Genomic DNA, 17,222 nt, shown 5'->3' on the forward strand with positions numbered 1-17,222 from the left:
CGATCGGCCGGTGTGGTCACGGGCTGGCGGCCAGGAACACGAACGCGGCGAGCAGCACCAGGTGCACGCCGCCCTGGAGCACGGTGGCCCGCCCGGGCACCACGGTCAGCACGGCGGTCACCGCGGTCAGCGCGAGCAGCGTCATCTGGGTGCCGCCCAGCCCCAGCAGCAGCGGGCCGTCCAGCCAGATCGAGGCGATGGCGATGGCCGGGATGGTCAGCCCGATGCTGGCCATCGCCGAGCCGAGCGCGAGGTTCAGGCTGATCTGCACCCGGTCCCGCCGGGCCGCCCGCGCGGCGGCAAGCGTCTCCGGCGCCAGCACCAGCAGCGCGATGACCACCCCGACGAACGCCTGCGGCAGGTTCGCCGCCTGGACGGCGCTCTCGATCGCCGGGGAGATGGTCTTCGCGTCACCGACGACCGCCACCAGCGCCACCACCAGCAACGCCAGGCTGGCCAGGGCGGTACGCGTGGACGGCGGCTCGGCGTGCCCGTCGCCGTCGCGGTCCTCGGCCATGATGCTGCCCTCCTGGGTCACCGGGAGGAAGTAGTCCCGGTGCCGGCCGGTCTGCACCATCACGAACAGCAGGTAGAGGGCGAGCGAGGCGACCGCCGCGAAGGCGAGCTGGGCGGGGGAGAACTCCGGACCGGGCCGGCTGGTGGTGAACGTCGGCACCACCATGCTCAGCGTGGCGAGGGTGGCCACGGTGGCCAGCGCCCCGCCGGTGCCCTCCGGGTTGAACACCGCCACCTGCCGGCGCAGCGCGCCGAGCAGCAGGGACAGGCCGAGGATGCCGTTGCACGTGATCATCACGGCGGCGAAGACGGTGTCCCGGGCCAGCGCCTGCGTCTTGTCTCCGCCGCTGATCATCAGCGTGACGATCAGACCGACCTCGATCACGGTGACCGCGACCGCGAGCACCAGTGAGCCGTACGGCTCACCCACCTTGTGCGCGACCACCTCGGCGTGGTGGACGGCGGCCAGCACCGCGACCGCGAGCAGGGCGGCCACCACGAAGATCAGCGGGCCGGGCAGCTCGCGGCCCCAGGTGAAGACGAGCAGGAGCACGGCGAGCAGGGGGACGACGGTGGTCCAATCGGTCAGGCGGGATCGGATCATCATCGCTGGCATGCGTCTACCTTGCCAGGAGATGCCATCGACCGCGCGCAGCCGCCCCCGGAAACGGGTCGAGGCCCCTCCGTGGAGGGGCCTCGACCGTCACTTACCTCTGGTCGGGGTGGCCGGATTCGAACCGACGACCTCTTCGTCCCGAACGAAGCGCGCTACCAAGCTGCGCCACACCCCGAGGCGTGCCGACAAATAGTAGCCCACCCGTCCCGGAGGTCAAATTCGGTATCCCCCCGCGCCGCCGGGCGGCCGGTTCAGCGGGAGATCAGGGTCAGGATGCTCGCCTCGGGCCGGCAGGCAAAGCGGACCGGCGCGGTCGGGTGGGTGCCCAGGCCGGCGGAGACGTGCAGCCACGAGTCCGAGCCCGGCCAGCGGTGCAGGCCCCGCGCCATCGACCGGGGCAGCCCGCAGTTCGTCACCAGCGCGCCGTAGCCGGGCACGCAGACCTGCCCGCCGTGGGTGTGCCCGGCCAGCATCAGCCCGAAGCCGTCGGCGGCCATCCGGTCCAGCACGGCCGGCTCGGGGGAGTGCGCCAGCGCGATCGACAGGGCGGCGTCGCCCACCGGTCCGGCCACCGCGTCGTAGTCGTCGCGTTCGACGTGTGGATCGTCCACACCGGCCAGCTCGATCTCCCGACCGCCGGCCTTGACCGTGGTGCGGGCGTTGTTCAGGTCCACCCAGCCCGCGCCGGTGAGGATGCCGCGCAGTTCCTCGTACGGCAGCGGCACACCCTCGGTGTACTCCCGGTCGGGCAGGAAGTAGGTGAACGGGTTCTTCAACACCGGCCCGGTGTAGTCGTTGGAGCCGAACACGAACGCGCCGGGCAGGTCGAGCAGCGGCTGCAGGGCCCGCAGCACGCCGGGCACCGCCTCCGGGTCGGCCATGTTGTCGCCGGTGACCACCACCAGGTCCGGGTCGAGCGCGGCCAGCGACGCCACCCAGTCCTGCTTGCGCCGCTGGTTGGGCATCATGTGCAGGTCCGACAGGTGGAGCACCCGCAGCGGCTCGGCGTCGGTCGGGAGCACCGGCACGTCGTAGCGGCGGAGGGTGAACAGGTTGCGCTCGACGAGCGACGCGTAGGCCAGGGTCGCCGCGCCGGCGGCGACGGTCCCCGCCGTGAGCCGGAATAGTGTGCGCTTTCGCATGGTGTTCAGGGTAGTTTCACCGTCCATGAGCACGCTGAAGGACCGTCTCACCACCGACATGCGCGCCGCACTCAAGGCGCGCGACGAGCTGACCACGTCCACGCTGCGGATGGCCCTCGCGGCCGTCGGCAACGCGGAGGTGGCCGGCCGCGAGAAGCGCGAGCTCAGCGACGACGAGGTGCTCGCGGTGCTGACCAAGGAGGCGAAGAAGCGGCGCGAGGCGGCCACCGCCTTCGCCGACGCCGGGCGCGCCGAGCAGGCCGGCAAGGAGACCGCCGAGGGTGAGGTGCTGGAGCGCTACCTGCCGAAGCAGCTTCCCGACGACGAGCTGGCCGAGCTGGTCTCGGAGGCGCTCGCCGCGGGCGGCTTCACCGGCAAGGCGCAGATGGGCCCGGCCATGAAGGCGGCCCAGGCCGCGGTGGCGGGCCGGGCCGAGGGTGGCCGGGTGGCCGCCGAGGTACGCCGCCAGCTCGGCCTCTGACCGCACGCCACGAGACGGAACGGGCGGGCACCCGCTGGGGTGCCCGCCCGTCGTCGTCGTTGCCGGTCAGCGGCGACCCGGCGGCCGGCCGTTGCCGGGATTCGGTGGCACCGCCGGGCCGCCCGGCCCGGTGGAGTCGCCCGGCTTCGGCGCGCCCTGCCCGGAGCTGACCTCGATCAGGACCACGCCGCCCTTGATGGTGCGCCCGTCCGGGCTGGTGCCGGCCGCGGTGCCCGCCGGGCACTCGGACGGCACCTTGTTGCTGGACACCACCGGCTCGAAGCCGGCGCCGCTGATCCGCGACTTGGCGGCGTCCACCGGCTGGCACTTCACGCCGGGGATCGAGCGCTGGTCACCCATGACGATCTTGCCGTCCGGCGGGGTGAAGTTCTTCCGTTCCTTGCCCTTCATGGCGTCGCGCAGCGTCTCGAAGACCGCCGGGTTGATGCCCTGGGGCGTCTCGTTGTGGAGCATCTTCTGGGTGGTCTGCGCCCAGTCCGGGTCGGCCATGATGCCGGCCACCGCGTACTGCTTGGTCATCGCGACCAGCGCGGACGTCTTGTCGCCGTCGGTGGTGCCGGACTTGCCGGCCACCGGCGCCTTGACGATGCCGCGGACGTTGCCGGCGGTGGCGGTGCCGCACTTCGAGGTCGCGGAGCGGTCGCCGACCGGGCAGCGGGCCGCGTCCACGGCGGCCCGGGCCACCTCGGTGCTGACCCGCTGCTCGCAGTGCGGGTTGGCGATGTCGAGCTTGTCACCGTCCGGCCCGCGGATCTCCTGCACCGGGATCGGGTCGCAGTATTTCCCGTCGGCGGCCAGCGTGGCGTACGCGTTGGCCAGTTCCAGCGGGGTGGTCTGCGAGACGCCGAGGCTGAACGCGCCCCACTGGTGCGGGTTGGCGGCGAGCTGCGCGTCGCTCGACGAGCGGAAGCTGATGCCGAGCTTCTGCGCCGCCTTGACCGCGTTCTCCGCGCCGACCCGCTGCTGGAGGTCGATGAAGAACGTGTTCACCGAGAAGCCGAAACCGCTCCACATGTTGTGCGGGCCGGCCATCGCGGCGCTGGCGTTCTTGGGGCAGTACTTGCTGGTGCCCGGGCAGGCGGCCGGGGAGTTGAACTCGACCGGGTAGTCGGACTTGAACACCGGCTGGGCGTTGATGCTGTAGCTGAGCGGGTAGCCCTTCTCCAGCGCGGCCACCAGCGTGAAGATCTTGAAGGTCGAGCCGGCCTGGTAGCCGGCGATGCCCGGGCCGCCGGTCACCAACGGGTTGACCGTGTTCGGGTAGTTGCCCCGGATCTTCTTCTTGGCCTTCTTCGGATCGCTGGAGAGCTTGTTCTGCGGGTTCTTCGGGTCGTCGATCTTGAACTTCCGGTTCACCGCCACGGCCCGGACCCGACCGGTCCCGGGCTCGATCACGGCCACCATCCGGGCCGCCTTGCTGCTCTCGCTCAGGTGGTTGCGGACGGCCTTGTCGGCGGCCTTCTGCGCCTGCACGTCCAGGCTGGTGACGATGGAGTAGCCGCCGCTCTTCAGCCGCCGCTCGCGGTCGTACGAGGTGCCGCCGAACGTCTCCTGCTGGAGCCACCAGCGGTAGAAGTAGTCGCAGAAGAAGCCCCAGGAGTTGGTGTTGGCCTGGGTGCAGCCGTTCGGCGTGCGCTTGTCCGCGACCTTGAGCTTGATCTTCTTGGCGGCGTCCGCCTCGGCCTGGGTGACCGCGCCGATCTGCACCATGTTCTGGATGACGTAGTCACGCCGGCCGACCGCCTCCGGGTAACCGGCCTTGGTGGTCGGGTCGAACGAGGTCGGCGCCTTGACCAGGCCGGCGAGCATCGCCGACTCCTGGATGTCGAGCTTGCTCGGCAGCTTGTTGAAGTAGACCTTGCTGGCGGCGAAGATGCCGTACGCGCCGTTGCCGAACGCGGCGATGTTCAGGTAGCGCTCCAGGATCTCGTCCTTGGAGAGCTCCTTGTCGACCTGGAGGGCCAGGCTCATCTCGCGCAGCTTGCGGGTGCTGGTGTCCTCGGTCGCGGCGACCACGTCGGCCGGGTGGGTGGCCGAGTAGGAGATGGCCAGCCGGACGTACTGCATGGTGAGCGTGGACGCGCCCTGGCGCGACGAGCCGGCGGACTGGTTGTTGACGAACGCCCGGGCCACGCCGTTGAGGTCCACGCCGTTGTGCTTGTAGAAGTCGTGGTCCTCGGCCGCCACGATGGCCTTCTGCATGTACGGCGAGATGTCCTTGAGCTTGACGTCCTTGCGGTTCTCGTCGTACATCGTGGCCAGCGGCGTCTTGCCGTCAGAGGCGAGCAGGTAGGTGATCTGCGGGGCCCGGGCCACCGTCAGCTCCTTGGGCAGCGCGCCGAATGTCTCGGCGCCCGCCTTGGCGGCAAGGCCGGACATCGCCACCGCGGGGAAGGCCGCCGCGGCTACCACCACGCCGGCCAGCAGGCCACAGATCAGCAGCGATGCGGCGTTGGTAAACACGTTGTGGTCACGTTTCCGCATCCAGGTCACCTCGACAGGGTACGCGAGCAGGGAACGGCAGGCGCACGGGGAACTTTCCCCATTTCCATCACGCGCCGGCCTCGTTGTGCTAAACGCACGAGCCCGGGTGACGGGTTGCGCGAGATCCACAAAAGTTCCGTCAAACAGCCGCGTTTTGCCGTACCGGGGTCGGGTAGACGGCGGCGAAGGCCCGGGTAAGCCGGGAATGTCCGGAACGATGGATTTCGCCGACAACGTTGCGTAATCGGGTGACTACACAGCATGATGGTGACGGCGATCGCAGTCACACGTCGTCCATGCCGCCCTGGGGAGGCCGGCCGGGACGACCGGGGGGAAGTTCGGGGGCTGCTCGCGCGAAGTCGGTAGGTACTGCAAGGGGGGACGTGTACAGATGGGCATGATCACTGACTGGCCGTCGCTGGCGGCGTGTCAGAACGGGGACCCGGACGCGTTGTTCGTACAGGGCGCCGAACAGAACGTGGCGAAGAGGATCTGCCGGAGCTGCCCAGTTCGGTACGAGTGCCTGGCCGACGCGCTCGACAACCGGATCGAGTTCGGGGTGTGGGGAGGCATGACCGAACGCGAACGACGCGCGCTGCTGCGCCGCCACCCGCAGGTGACGAGCTGGCGCAAGATGTTCGAGGCGGCCATGAAGAAGAACGCCAAGGACAAGGCCGGCAAGGACAAGGTCCTGGTCACCACCGCGACCTGACCGGCACGGCCGGCCGGCGCGTTCACCGCCTGCTGATCGCCTCGCCGATCGTCCGCAGCCCGTCGACGTCGTGCACGTCGGCGGGCTGCGCCGTCACCGACACCGCCGGCACCGCCGGGAACGCCTCGGTGAACCGGGCGGCCACCCGCTGCTCCCGGTCCGCCTGCTGGGCCAGGGTGGCGTGCGCGCGCAGCACCTCGACGGTGCCCTCGTGCCCGCCGGAGGCCGCCAGCCGCTCCGCGGCGGCCAGGCTCTCCGCCGCACCCAACTGGGCCGCCGCCGGCTCGTGCACCCGGTTGAGCACCAGCCCGGCCAGCGGCATCCGCTCGTCACGCAACCGGCCGGCGAAATAGGCGGCCTCCCGGACCGCGTCCGGCTCCGGCGCCGCGACCAGCAGGAACGCCGTCTCGTTGGCCTGCAGGATCCGGTACGTCTGCTCGGCCCGCTGCCGGAAGCCGCCGAACATCGAGTCGAGCGCGGCGACGAAGCCGGACAGGTCGGTGAGCAGTTGCGCGCCGAGCACCTTCTGCACGACCTTGGAGAACATCCCGAAGCTCGCGGTGACCAGGCTGAACATGCTCCGCCCACCGCTGCGGGCCGGCGCCAGCAGCAGGCGCAGCATCCGGCCGTCGAGGAACCGCGACAGCCGGGCCGGCGCGTCGAGGAAGTCGAGCGCGGAACGCGACGGCGGGGTGTCCACCACGATCAGGTCCCAGTCGCCCCGGGCGTGCAACTGGCCCAGCTTCTCCATCGCCATGTATTCCTGCGTGCCGGCGAAGGTGGAACTCATGGCCTGGTAGAAGGGGTTGGCGAAGATCTCCGCCGCCTTCGCCGGGTCGGTGTGCTGGAGCACCACGTCGTCGAACGTGCGCTTCATGTCCAGCATCATGGCGTGCAGCTCGCCGCCGCTGGCCTCGACGTCGATGCCCTTGACCTGGCGGGGCGTGTTGTCCAGCTCGGTCAGGCCGAGCGACTGGGCCAACCGACGGGCCGGGTCGATGGTGAGCACCACCGTCCGCCGGCCGTGCCGCTCGGCCGACCGCAGCGCCAGCGCCGCGGCGGTGGTCGTCTTGCCCACCCCGCCCGCGCCGCAGCAGACCACGATCCGCACGCCCGGGTCGGCGAGGATCTGGTCGACGTCCAGCGGAGGCGCCGCGTCTTCGGAAGGCACCATTCGAGCGTATCGGTCCCGAGGGGCTCTCTGCTCCGTGCCGGCCGCAGGTGTGAGTCAATCCGCCCGGACGAGCGCCTCGGCGAGCGTCGCCAGGCCCGCCCGGTCGACCCCGTCGGGCAGCAGCGGCAGCTCGGTCAGGGGCAGCCCCAACTCCACCAGGTCACCGCGGAGCGAGTCCTCAAGCTCACGGCGTACCCGCTGGTCACGGGCTTCCTCGGCGAGGCCCGCCACGGTCCGGGCGTCGGTGGGCAGGCCGGCGGCGGCCAACCCCCGCTTCAGCTCGGCCGCGGTCACCGCGCGGCCGGCCGGCACCGGCGGCCGGACGCCGTTCACGATCACCCGGCCGACCGGGAAACCGAGCTGGGTCAGGTCGGCCACCGCGTCGAGCGTCTCCTGGACCGGCATCTCCTCCAGCAGCGTCACCACGTGCACCGAGGTCATCGGCGAGCGGAGCAGCGCGGAGACGCCCTCGCTCTGGGTCTTGATCGGGCCGACCTTGGCCAGCCGGGCGGTCTCCGCGGTGACGTTGAGGAAGCGGCCGATCCGCCCGGTCGGCGGTGCGTCCAGCACCACCGCGTCGTACACCCGGCGTGACCCGCTGGTGCGGGTGGTGGCCTCCTTGACCTTGCCGGTGAGCAGCACGTCGCGCAGGCCCGGGGCGATGGTGGTGGCGAAGTCGATCGCGCCGAGCTTGCGCAGCGCCCGGCCGGCCGCGCCGAGCTTGTAGAACATGTCCAGGTATTCGAGGAGCGCCTCCTCGGCGTCGACCGCCAGCGCCCGCACCTCACCGCCGCCGGGGGCGTCGGTGAGGTGCCGCTCCTCGTAGGGCAGCGGGTCGGTGTCGAACAACTGGGCGATGCCCTGCCGGCCCTCCACCTCGACCAGCAGGGTGCGCCGCCCCCCGGCGGCCAGCCCGAGGGCCAGCGCGGCGGCCACGCTGGTCTTGCCCGTGCCACCCTTGCCGGTCACCACGTGCAGGCGGCCCCGCCATCTGCCGGCGGACTCGGCCGGCTGCTCACTCGCTGCCACCCGTCGAGCCTATCCAGCCGCGGGGATCATCCCACCTCGCAGACCCACCAACCCGTCTTCCGCACCACGGTGAAGCGCAGCTCCTGGTCGGCGACCTTCTCGTCGGCGGTGGTCATGGTGACCCGGGTGGAGACGGTGGCCCGGTCCCCGGTCTGGTTGTCGACCGTCGGGTTGGTCCAGCGGAACCGCGGGTTCTGGTATTGGGCGGCGTACTTCTGCACCTCGGCGACCTTGGCGGCGATCTTCTCGTCGTCGCGCGCCGCGGAGCAGACGAACGTGGCCGCCTTCTCGGCGTCCCGGTCCTGGTAGACCGCCTTGACGAAGCCGTCCACCGCCACCTGCGGCTCCTTCGCGCCCCGGCCTTCCTCGCCGTTGCGCAGGGCGAGGAAGGCGACCGTGCCGCCGCCGCCGCAGAGCAGCACCGCCGCGACCAGCACGATCGAGGCGATCAGCAGGGTCGGGCGCTTACGCTGCGGCGCTCCGGACGGATAGGGCGGGTGGCCGGGTGCCGGGCCTGGCGGCGTGCCGAGCGGCGGCTGGCCGGGCCCGGTCGGCGTGGCCCCGGTGGAGGTCGGTTGCGGGATGGGTTCGCCGGGCGTGCCGGTGGCGCCACCGGCGGGTGGTTGGGTCATCGATCTCCCCCGGGTTGCGGCGCGCCCGTCGCCGCCCCAGGCGACGGGCACGGGGTCGAGGTGGTGGGCGAGCGACCGCGCGCACCCAGTCCGGAAGGGTAGCGGTCGGCGGGCCGCTTGCCAGCCCCGTGTCCGCGGCGTGCCGGACGCGAGAAAGCCGTCGCGTTCCCGACCAGCCTTGTGTCGCATATGTGACTTAACGTGATCAGTCATGCGCGTCCCGTTGTCGGGACGGTTGCCGCGTCCTACGTTCGTCGCGACGCGGTGGCCGGATCGGGGGACTCCGAGCCACCCGGTGGTGTTCCTGAGCAGGTATGACGCCCGGAGGCAGCGGATGCGCGACGCGGAGAACATTCCCCGAGCCCAGTTTCCCCCCGGCGACCGGGCGGCGCGGCCCGGCGACGCCGACGGACCGGGCGCGGGCACGTCGTTCAACGAACGTTCCTACCGTCCCCCGGTCGAGGTGGTCCGGACGCTGGTCCGGCCGATCGGCCGGGGCCGGGACGAGGAGGAGCCCGGCTACGTCATCCACCTGCCGGTACGGGTGCCCGACCTGGCGGCGGCCACCGCGCTCGCCAGCATCGTGGCCACCTCGCTGGGCTTCCTGGTCGAGCTGGACGCCGGCGAGACGACCGTCTCCACGGCGGACGACCAGAACAACCGGCACCGGGTCTTCTGCGACCTGCTGCTGGCCGACCGCAGCCGCTGCCCGCAGCGCTACGAGCACCTGGGCCCCTGCGGCGAGCCGCCCGCCCCGGAGCAGCGTCCCGCGACCGGCTGAGGTGGCCGGACCGTAGGCTGTGCCTGACCGGAGTCCATGCCAGGCAAGGGAGCCTTCGTCCGATGCAGAAGTGGGAATACGTCACGGTTCCGCTGTTGGTCCACGCGACCAAGCAGATCCTCGACAACTGGGGCGAGGACGGCTGGGAGCTGGTCTCCGTGGTGCCCGGCCCGAACCCGGAGCAGCTCGTCGCGTACCTGAAGCGCCCGAAGGGCTAGAGCAGATGAGCAACGGACCCCACGCGAAGCTCGCCGAACTCGGTCTCGAACTGCCCGAGGTGGTGCCGCCGGTGGCCAGCTACGTGCCGGCCGTCCAGTCCGGGCAGCACGTCTACGTCTCGGGTCAGCTCCCGATGGCCGAGGGCAAGCTGCTCGCCACCGGCAAGGTCGGCAACGGCGTCTCCGCCGAGCAGGCCAAGGACCTGGCGGAGCGGTGCGCGCTGAACGCGCTCGCCGCCATCGACACGCTGGTCGGGCTGGAGAACGTGGTCAAGATCGTGAAGCTGACCGGCTTCGTGGCCAGCGCGACCGGCTTCACCGGCCAGCCCGCCGTGATCAACGGCGCCTCCGACCTGCTCGGCGCCGTCTTCGGCGAGGCCGGCCGGCACGCCCGCAGCGCCGTCGGCGTGGCCGAACTCCCCCTCGACGCCCCCGTCGAGGTCGAGCTGATCGTCGAGGTCGCGTAACACCCCGTCCCCGCGATCTTGCAGATTGTGCCCCGGCACAAGCCCCGAACGAGGACAAACCCCGGGCCGGAACTGCAAGATCGCGGGGGATGGCGGGCGGGGTCGTACGATCGCTGCCATGGGTGGGCGTGTGACCGGGGCGGCAGGGGCGCTCGCGGAGGAACTGCCGGGGTGGGTGTCGCTTCTGCGGGCGCCTAACCCGGGGCCGATGACGCTCGACGGGACCAACACCTGGGTGCTGCGCGCTGGGGCGGGCGCGCCGGCGGTGGTGGTCGACCCGGGCCCGGCCGACGAGGGGCACCTGGCCGCGATCGCCGCGCACGGGCCGATCGGGCTGGTGCTGATCACGCACGGGCACCCCGATCACACCGAGGGCGCGCCCCGGCTCAGCGAACTGCTCGGCGGCGTGCACGTGCTCGCCGCCGACCCGGCGCACACCATCGGCGGCGAGCCGCTGACCGAGCCGGCCGAGGACTTCGGCGGCTTCGGGATGACGCTCCGGCTGCTGAAGACCCCCGGGCACACCGCCGACTCGGTCTGCTTCCTGGTCGAGCATGAGGGCGAGCGGGTCGTGCTGACCGGCGACACCATCCTCGGCCGGGGCACCACCGTGGTCGCCCACCCGGACGGGCACCTCGGGGACTACCTGTCGAGCCTGGAGCTGCTCTCGACGTACCGGGGGATCCGGGCGCTGCCCGGCCACGGCCCGGCGCTGGCCGACTGCGGCGCGGCGGCCGAGTTCTACCTGGCCCACCGGCGGGCCCGGCTCGACCAGGTGCGCGCCGCCGTGGCCGCCGGCGCCACCACCGCGCCCGAGGTCGTCGCCGTGGTCTACGCCGACGTCGACCGGTCGCTGTGGTGGGCCGCCGAGTGGTCGGTCCGGGCCCAGCTCGAACACCTCGGAGTGGAGCAGCCGTGACCTGCCCGGTGTGCGGGACCGTCGCCGTGCCCGGCGCGCGGTTCTGCCACAACTGCGGGGCGGCGCTGCCGGCCGCCGCCACCCTGCCGGCCGCCGAGCGCCGGGTGGTCACCGTGCTCTTCGGCGACCTCTCCGAGTTCACCTCCTGGTCGGAGGACCTGGACCCGGAGCGGGTCGGTGCGGTCACCGACCGGGTGCTCGCCGCGCTGGCCGGCGCGGTGAAGACGTTCGGCGGGCACGTCGACAAGCTCACCGGCGACGGGATCATGGCGGTCTTCGGCGCGCCGGTCGCGCACGAGGACGACGCCGAGCGGGCGGTCCGGGCCGCGCTGTCCATGCAGCGGGCGGTCCGCCGGGTGCTCGACGACGAGCGGGGCGGCGGCGCGCCGCTGGGCCTGCGGGTCGGGCTCAACACCGGCGACGTCATCGCCGGCATCCAGGCCGCCATCGAGTACACCGTCATCGGCGACACGGTGAACACCGCTGCGCGGCTCGCCGACGCCGCCGCGGTCGGCGCGATCTACGCCGGCGCGCGGACCTCCACCGCGACCCGGCACGTCGCCTCCTGGCGGGCGCTGCGCCCGCTGCGGCTCAAGGGCAAGCGCGAGCCGGTCGAGGCGTACGAGCTGCTGGGCCTGCTGGACGCGCCGGGCACCCGGTCCGGTCTCGGCGACGAGGCGCCCTACGTGGGCCGGGAGACCGAGATCGGGCGGGTCGCCGGCCGGCTCGCCGAGGTGATCGACCGGGGCGAGCCCCGGGTGCTGCTGATGACCGCCGAGGCGGGCATCGGCAAGTCCCGGTTCGCCGCCGAGGTGGAACGGCTCGCCGCCGGCTACGACGTCGGCACCGGGCGCTACGCGGCGCACACCGGCGCCCGGGTGCTCTCGGTCCGCTGCGCCGCATTCGGCGAGCGGCGCCGGCTCGCGCCCCTGGCCGACCTGGTCCGGGCCGCGGTCGGCCTGCCCAACGACGCGGCGACCGCGGTCACCCGACCGGCCGTCGAGGAGCGGCTGCGCCGCCTCGGCCAGCGTCTCGCCCGGCTCCCCGGCGACCCGCCGCCGATCGCCGTGGACCAGCTCCTGGCCCTGCTCGGGTACGCCGAGCTGCCGCCCGCCGAGGACAGCGTCGAGTGGAACGCGGCCGGCCCGCCGCCGGACGCCGAGGCGGTGCCGAACGCGGTCGCTGACCTGCTCAGCGCGCTGGCCGGCGAGGCGCCGATGGTGATCGTGGTGGACGACCTGCACGACGCCACCGCCGAGACGGTCAAGGCGCTCGCGCTGACCCTCAACCGGCTCGCCGGGCCGGTGCTGGTGCTGCTGCTCGGCCGCCCCGAGCTGGTGCGGACCGCCGGCGCGCTGACCCGGCTCGCGGACGCCGAGGTGCACGCGCTGCCGCCGTTGCGCGGCGCGGACGCGGCCCGGCTGCTCACCAGCTATCTGTCCGGGGGCAAGCTGCCCCAGGCCGACACCGACCGGCTGCTCGCCACCGCCCAGGGCAACCCGTTCTACCTGGCCGAACTGGTCACGCTGCTGATGGAGCGCGGGGCGCTGACCGCCGGGCCGGGGCGGGGCGCGGACGTGTCCTGGCGGCTCGCCCCCGGCTCGCTCGGCAGCCGGCTGCTCTCCCGGGACCTGGCCGCCGTCCTCGCGGCGCGGATCGACGCGCTGCCGCCGGACGCCCGCTCGGTGCTGCGCGACGCCGCGGTGGTCGGCGACACGGTGGCCCCCGGCGCGCTGGAGGCGCTGCGCGAGCAGCGGGTCGGCCGGGACGGGCGGCCCGCCGCGGTGGCCGCGGTGGAGCTGGACCGGGCCGTCGAGGAGCTGCTGCAACGCCGGATGCTGCACCGCACGCGCTCCGGGTTCGCCTTCGCCACCCCGCTGATGCGGGAGGCCGCGTACGCCGGGGTGAGCAAGGCCGAGCTGGCCGAACGGCATGCCGCGCTGGCCCGCTGGGCCGCGCCGGAGAGCGCGGTCGGGGCGGGCGCCCCGGCCGGCGGGTTCACCGAGACGGCCCGGGACGACTTCGTCGCCGAGCACGTCGAGCGGGCGACCGCGCTGGCCGACGCGGTGAAGCTCCGCCCGGACGCGGCGGCCCGGGCGGTCGCCGGCCTCGGTGTCGCCGCGCTGGGCCGGGCCGCCCGCCGGTCGTTGCGGCTGGGCGAGCCGGCGCTGGCCGTCGAGTACGCCGAGCGCGCGGCCGAGCTGGCCCGGGGCGCGATACCGCCGGCCGACCGGGTGGTGCACGCCCGGGCGCTGCTGCAGATCGGCCGCCCGGCCGACGCGCTCGCCTCGGCCGAGAAGATCGCCGCGAACGCCGGCGAACCGGCCACCCGGGCCGCCGCGCTGCTGCTGGCCGGGCAGGCCCAGCAGACCCTGGGCGACGCCGAGCGGGCCGAGCGCAGCTATCAGGAGGCGTTGCAGGTGGCCACCGACGCCGACCTGCCGACCGTGCGGGGCTCGGCGATGCGCCGGCTCGGCATGGCCGACTTCATCGCCGGCCGGTTGGGGCAGGCGAGCAGCCGGCTGGCCGCCTCCTACCAGGTCAGCCTCGCGGCCCGGGACCCGCGCGGGCAGGCCTGGTCGTTGCAGAACCTGGCCTGGGTGACCACCACCCGGGGCGACTTCGCCGGCACCGACGCGGTGCTCGGCCGGGCCGCCCGGCTCTTCGCCGAGCTGAAGGACCCGTACGGGCGGGCGTGGCTGCGCGGCACCACCGCGTTCGCCCGGCTGCTCGCCGGCCGGCTGCGGGAGGCGTGCCGGTTGGCCCGGGTGTTCCTGCCGTTCGGCGAGCGGGTCGGCGAGGCGTGGGCGGTGGGCACGTTGCGGGCGGTCGAGGCGTACGCGACCGCCGAGCTGGGTGACCTGGCCGAGGCGGACCGGGCGGCGCGGCGCGCGTACCGGGACTTCGCCGAGGTGGGTGACGACTGGGGGCAGGGCTTCGCGCTCGTGGTGCGCGGTGTGGTGGCACGGGGGCTGGGCGAGCCGGAACACGCCGCCGACCTGTTCACCGACGCCCTGGAATATGCCGACCGCACCACCCACCCGCTGCTCACCGGCATGGCTGGCACGCTGCGCGGCTTCGTCGCGCTGGACATGGGCGACTGCGAGACCGCAGAGCGGGAGGCGCGCGCGGTGCTGACCAGCGTGGAGCCGCACAACCCGCAGGCGCCGGCCCAGGTCGCGCCGCGGGTGCTGCTCGCCATGGCCCGGGTCGCGGCCGGTGATCCGGGGACCGCGGTGGGGCTGCTCGCCCCGGTCGCCACCGGCGCGGCCAACGCGCCCTCGCTGCTGTTCTCCCGGCGCCAGACGATGGCCCGGTACGCCGGTGCGCTGCTCGCCCACGGCCAGCGGGAGCAGGCGTTGGACTGGGCGCAGCGGGCGATCTCCGCCCCGGCCGAGGACGTCCGCAGCCAGGTGGTGGCGCAGTTGGTGCTGGCCGAGGCGCTGGACGCCGGCGGCCGTCGGGCGGAGGCGCTGGCCGGCGCCGAGGAGGCGGTGCGCCTGGCGTACGCCACCGAGCAGCGCAGCGAGCGGGCCGCCGCCGACGCGTTGCGGGCCCGCCTCCTCGCGGGCTGACCGCCCCCGGTTCTGCCGGTTCCGGGGATGTGTTCCACGGTGGTGGCGGTTAGCGTGGGGCGGCGGTGCGCGTGGGCGATCACCGCGGGCGTTCGTGGGGAGGGACGATGAGGCTGCCGCGCTCCGGCGCCGGCTGGACGATCGCGGTCTTCGGGCTGCTGGCGCTGCTGCTCGGCGCGCTGGGCCTGATCTGGCCGGAGACGCAGCTACGCCTGCTCGGCTTCGAGGTGCCGGCCGAACGCGCGCCGGGTGACTACACCGGCACGTTCCTCACCGCCTCCTCGATGGCCTCGTTCAACATGGGCGTCTACTACCTGCTCGCGGTCGCCACCGAGTGGCGGCCGTTCTACCGCTTCACGGTCTGGTTCCGGCTGGTCACGTTCACCGTGTTCACCATCGCGGTGCTCTCCGACGTGGCGCCGGGGCGGTTCTTCGGGGTGGCCGCGTGGGAGGGGCTGGGCGCGTTGGCGACCGCCGCCGGCCTGTGGTGGGACGCGCGCCGGGCGACCGCCGGTCCGGCCGGTGCGGTGGGGCCGGGCGACCCGGTGCCGGCACCGGCCTCCGACGCGGCGCGCTGACCGACCGGGACCGTTGGGTATTTTCGAGCCGTGACCGAGACCCCGCCCGGCGCCCTGCGGCTGCCCATCGTGCCCGGTCTGACCGATCTGGAGGTTTTCGCCCGGGGTGGTTACGCCACCGTCTACCGGGCGACCCAGATCTCGGTGGGGCGGGAGGTGGCGGTCAAGGTCGAGAACCGGACGCTGGACAGCGAGCGCGACCAGGCCCGCTTCCTGCGCGAGGCGCGGGCCGCCGGCCGGATGTCGTCGCATCCGCACGTGGTCGACCTCTTCGACGTCGGGGTCACCGTCGACCAGCACCCCTACCTGATCATGGAACTCTGCGACGGCTCGTACGCGGAGCGGATGCGCACCTCGCCGCTGGGCCCCGCGGAGACCCGCGACCTCGGTGTCAAGATCGCCGACGCGCTGGCCCACTCGCACGCCGCCGGCGTGCTGCACCGCGACGTCAAGCCGGCCAACATCCTGCACTCCGAGTTCAACTCGGCGGTGCTCGCCGACTTCGGGCTCGCGGTGCTGGCCGAGGTGCGCGACGCCTCGGTCACGCTGGAGGTGCTCACCCCGGCGTACGCGCCGCCGGAGATGTTCAGCCACAGCCCGCCCAGCCCGGCCGTCGACGTCTACGCGCTCTGCGCCACGCTCTACGCGGTGATGCACGGTCGGCCGCCGCGCTGGCAGTCCGAGCGCAGCCCGAGCCTGGTCACCGTGCTGGAGATGTTCCAACACCCGATCCCCGGCCTGCCCGGCGTGCCCGACGAACTGATCGACGTGCTGCGGCTGGGCATGTCCAACGACCCGGGTGAGCGGCCCTCCGCCGTCGAGCTGCGCGGCATGCTCGCCGCGCTCCCGCTCGACCCGGGCGCCCCGGCCCCGCCGTTCGTCGGCACCGGCGGCCCGTACGGCCGCCCCGGCGGGCCGAGCCCGCGCCAGCCGGTCAAGGACGACCACCCGACCGTGCCGACGCGGAGCCGGCGCTGGCCGAGGCGCTGGTTCCTGGGCGGGGCCGGCGTGCTCGCGCTGGCCGCCTCCGCCGCCGGCGGAGCCTGGCTGGCCGGTGGGTCGCCGCCGGCGGTGTCGCCGACCGTGCTGGCCACCGGCGTGGCCGGGGCGACGTCGCTGCCCGGGTGCGCGTCCACCGACGTCCGGCTCCCGGCCGGCGCGCGCTGCGGGTCCGAGTTGGAGTGCTACGGGCCGGTGCGGCTGCGCCGCGACCGGGCCGAGGCGAGCCGGGTGCCGTGCGACGGGCAGCACACCTGGGAGACCTACGCCGCGGGTGACCTGCCGGCCGCGCTCGCCGGTGCGGCGCACGACGCGGTCACCGCCGACCCGGCCGTCCGCAAGGTCTGCAACACCGGCACGTTCCGACTGGTCAGCGGCGTCGAGAAAGCGACCGGGTGGAACCTGGAGGTGCTGCCGCCGGCCGCCACCGAGGCCGACCGCACCTATCGCTGCCTGGCCGGGCAGGGCGTGAACGCGCTCGCCCGCCCCACCCTCACCGGTCGCTGAGCCCGTTCCCGGCCCGCTGCTGCTGGCGCACCGACCGTGGGTCGAGCGTCTCCAGCGTGTCCGCGTCGATCGGGTGACCGCCGGGGGCGCGCAGGTTCCGCACCGCGCGCGGGTCGATCGCCTGGAGCGTGTCCGCGTCCACCCCGAAGCTCGGGTCGGAGGCCGGCCAGTCCTCGGCCCGCGGGGGTTCGGCGCCGCCGGACTGTCGGGCGGAGGTGACGGTCACGCCGGCGATCATGCCGAGCACGACGCAGACCAGGGCCAGCACGACCGACAGGATGCCGGCCGGCCGCCAGGCCGCCAGCGTCACCAGCGCGACCAGCGTCGCCACGCACGCGACGACGGCCTTCGTCCGCGCACTCGACCTCGGG

General features: G+C 73.6%; 16 protein-coding genes and 1 tRNA gene. 9 read left to right on the forward strand and 8 right to left on the reverse strand.

Translation table 11 applies throughout. The annotated features are described in order from the left end of the window. Positions 1-16: 16 nt before the first annotated feature. The 3 genes from H1D33_RS25345 to H1D33_RS25355 all read right to left on the reverse strand — a co-directional run bounded on the left by H1D33_RS25345 (position 17) and on the right by H1D33_RS25355 (position 2,274). Positions 17-1,120 carry a calcium:cation antiporter gene (locus H1D33_RS25345; protein WP_181572586.1) on the reverse strand — a complete coding sequence of 368 codons (1,104 nt, stop codon included), beginning with the start codon at positions 1,118-1,120 and terminating at the stop codon, positions 17-19. 110 nt (positions 1,121-1,230) lie between these two features. Further along, positions 1,231-1,307, reverse strand: a tRNA-Pro gene (locus tag H1D33_RS25350). A gap of 76 nt (positions 1,308-1,383) precedes the next feature. After that, entirely contained in the window at positions 1,384-2,274 is an 891-nt protein-coding gene (locus H1D33_RS25355) for a metallophosphoesterase (protein ID WP_181570793.1), read from the reverse strand. Positions 2,275-2,299: 25 nt separating this feature from the next. On the opposite strand from H1D33_RS25355, the gene H1D33_RS25360 reads away from it, so the two are divergent. Continuing rightward, entirely contained in the window at positions 2,300-2,755 is a 456-nt protein-coding gene (locus H1D33_RS25360) for a GatB/YqeY domain-containing protein (RefSeq protein ID WP_181570792.1), read from the forward strand. Positions 2,756-2,821: 66 nt separating this feature from the next. Here the strand turns inward: H1D33_RS25360 and H1D33_RS25365 are convergent, their stop codons facing one another. Next, on the reverse strand, positions 2,822-5,260 hold the full coding sequence (locus H1D33_RS25365; protein WP_181570791.1) for a penicillin-binding protein: 2,439 nt from the start codon (positions 5,258-5,260) through the stop codon (positions 2,822-2,824). A 391-nt stretch (positions 5,261-5,651) separates the two neighbouring features. On the opposite strand from H1D33_RS25365, the gene H1D33_RS25370 reads away from it, so the two are divergent. Beyond that, entirely contained in the window at positions 5,652-5,972 is a 321-nt protein-coding gene (locus H1D33_RS25370; protein ID WP_181570790.1) for a WhiB family transcriptional regulator, read from the forward strand. 22 nt (positions 5,973-5,994) lie between these two features. Here H1D33_RS25370 and bagB read toward each other — a convergent pair whose 3' ends face one another. The 3 genes from bagB to H1D33_RS25385 are packed head-to-tail and all read right to left on the reverse strand — an operon-like array spanning position 5,995 to position 8,807. Further along, complete coding sequence (bagB, locus tag H1D33_RS25375; RefSeq protein ID WP_181570789.1) at positions 5,995-7,146, reverse strand: ArsA family ATPase; 1,152 nt, start codon at positions 7,144-7,146, stop codon at positions 5,995-5,997. A 54-nt stretch (positions 7,147-7,200) separates the two neighbouring features. Next, positions 7,201-8,175, reverse strand: coding sequence for an ATPase BagA (bagA, locus tag H1D33_RS25380; RefSeq protein ID WP_181570788.1), 975 nt, complete (start codon positions 8,173-8,175; stop codon positions 7,201-7,203). A 26-nt stretch (positions 8,176-8,201) separates the two neighbouring features. After that, a complete protein-coding gene (locus H1D33_RS25385) occupies positions 8,202-8,807 on the reverse strand; it encodes an Rv0361 family membrane protein (protein ID WP_181570787.1) in 606 nt (201 codons plus the stop codon). 334 nt (positions 8,808-9,141) lie between these two features. Here H1D33_RS25385 and H1D33_RS25390 point away from each other — a divergent pair, with 334 nt between their 5' ends. From H1D33_RS25390 to H1D33_RS25420, 7 genes are all read left to right on the forward strand, one after another. Further along, complete coding sequence (locus H1D33_RS25390; protein WP_181570786.1) at positions 9,142-9,588, forward strand: hypothetical protein; 447 nt, start codon at positions 9,142-9,144, stop codon at positions 9,586-9,588. A gap of 62 nt (positions 9,589-9,650) precedes the next feature. Further along, a complete protein-coding gene (locus tag H1D33_RS25395) occupies positions 9,651-9,806 on the forward strand; it encodes a Sp36 family protein (protein WP_181570785.1) in 156 nt (51 codons plus the stop codon). 5 nt (positions 9,807-9,811) lie between these two features. Then, entirely contained in the window at positions 9,812-10,273 is a 462-nt protein-coding gene (locus H1D33_RS25400) for a RidA family protein (protein ID WP_181570784.1), read from the forward strand. Between the two features lie 118 nt (positions 10,274-10,391). Further along, positions 10,392-11,192 (forward strand): MBL fold metallo-hydrolase, encoded by an 801-nt coding sequence (locus H1D33_RS25405; RefSeq protein ID WP_181570783.1) that lies wholly within the window; start codon positions 10,392-10,394, stop codon positions 11,190-11,192. Further along, positions 11,189-14,767, forward strand: coding sequence for an adenylate/guanylate cyclase domain-containing protein (locus tag H1D33_RS25410; protein ID WP_181570782.1), 3,579 nt, complete (start codon positions 11,189-11,191; stop codon positions 14,765-14,767). The genes H1D33_RS25405 and H1D33_RS25410 overlap by 4 nt, the downstream gene beginning before the upstream one ends. Before the next feature lie 107 nt (positions 14,768-14,874). Beyond that, positions 14,875-15,345 (forward strand): hypothetical protein, encoded by a 471-nt coding sequence (locus tag H1D33_RS25415; protein WP_181570781.1) that lies wholly within the window; start codon positions 14,875-14,877, stop codon positions 15,343-15,345. A gap of 30 nt (positions 15,346-15,375) precedes the next feature. Next, positions 15,376-16,851 carry a serine/threonine-protein kinase gene (locus H1D33_RS25420; RefSeq protein WP_181570780.1) on the forward strand — a complete coding sequence of 492 codons (1,476 nt, stop codon included), beginning with the start codon at positions 15,376-15,378 and terminating at the stop codon, positions 16,849-16,851. Here the strand turns inward: H1D33_RS25420 and H1D33_RS25425 are convergent. After that, positions 16,838-17,182: a hypothetical protein gene (locus H1D33_RS25425; RefSeq protein ID WP_307755249.1), complete on the reverse strand. Its 345-nt coding sequence runs from the start codon at positions 17,180-17,182 to the stop codon at positions 16,838-16,840. The two genes, H1D33_RS25420 and H1D33_RS25425, sit on opposite strands and share 14 nt — an antisense overlap. Positions 17,183-17,222: the final 40 nt, after the last annotated feature.

This window comes from Micromonospora ferruginea (assembly GCF_013694245.2).
In the GTDB taxonomy this organism is placed as follows: Bacteria; Actinomycetota; Actinomycetes; order Mycobacteriales; family Micromonosporaceae; genus Micromonospora; species Micromonospora robiginosa.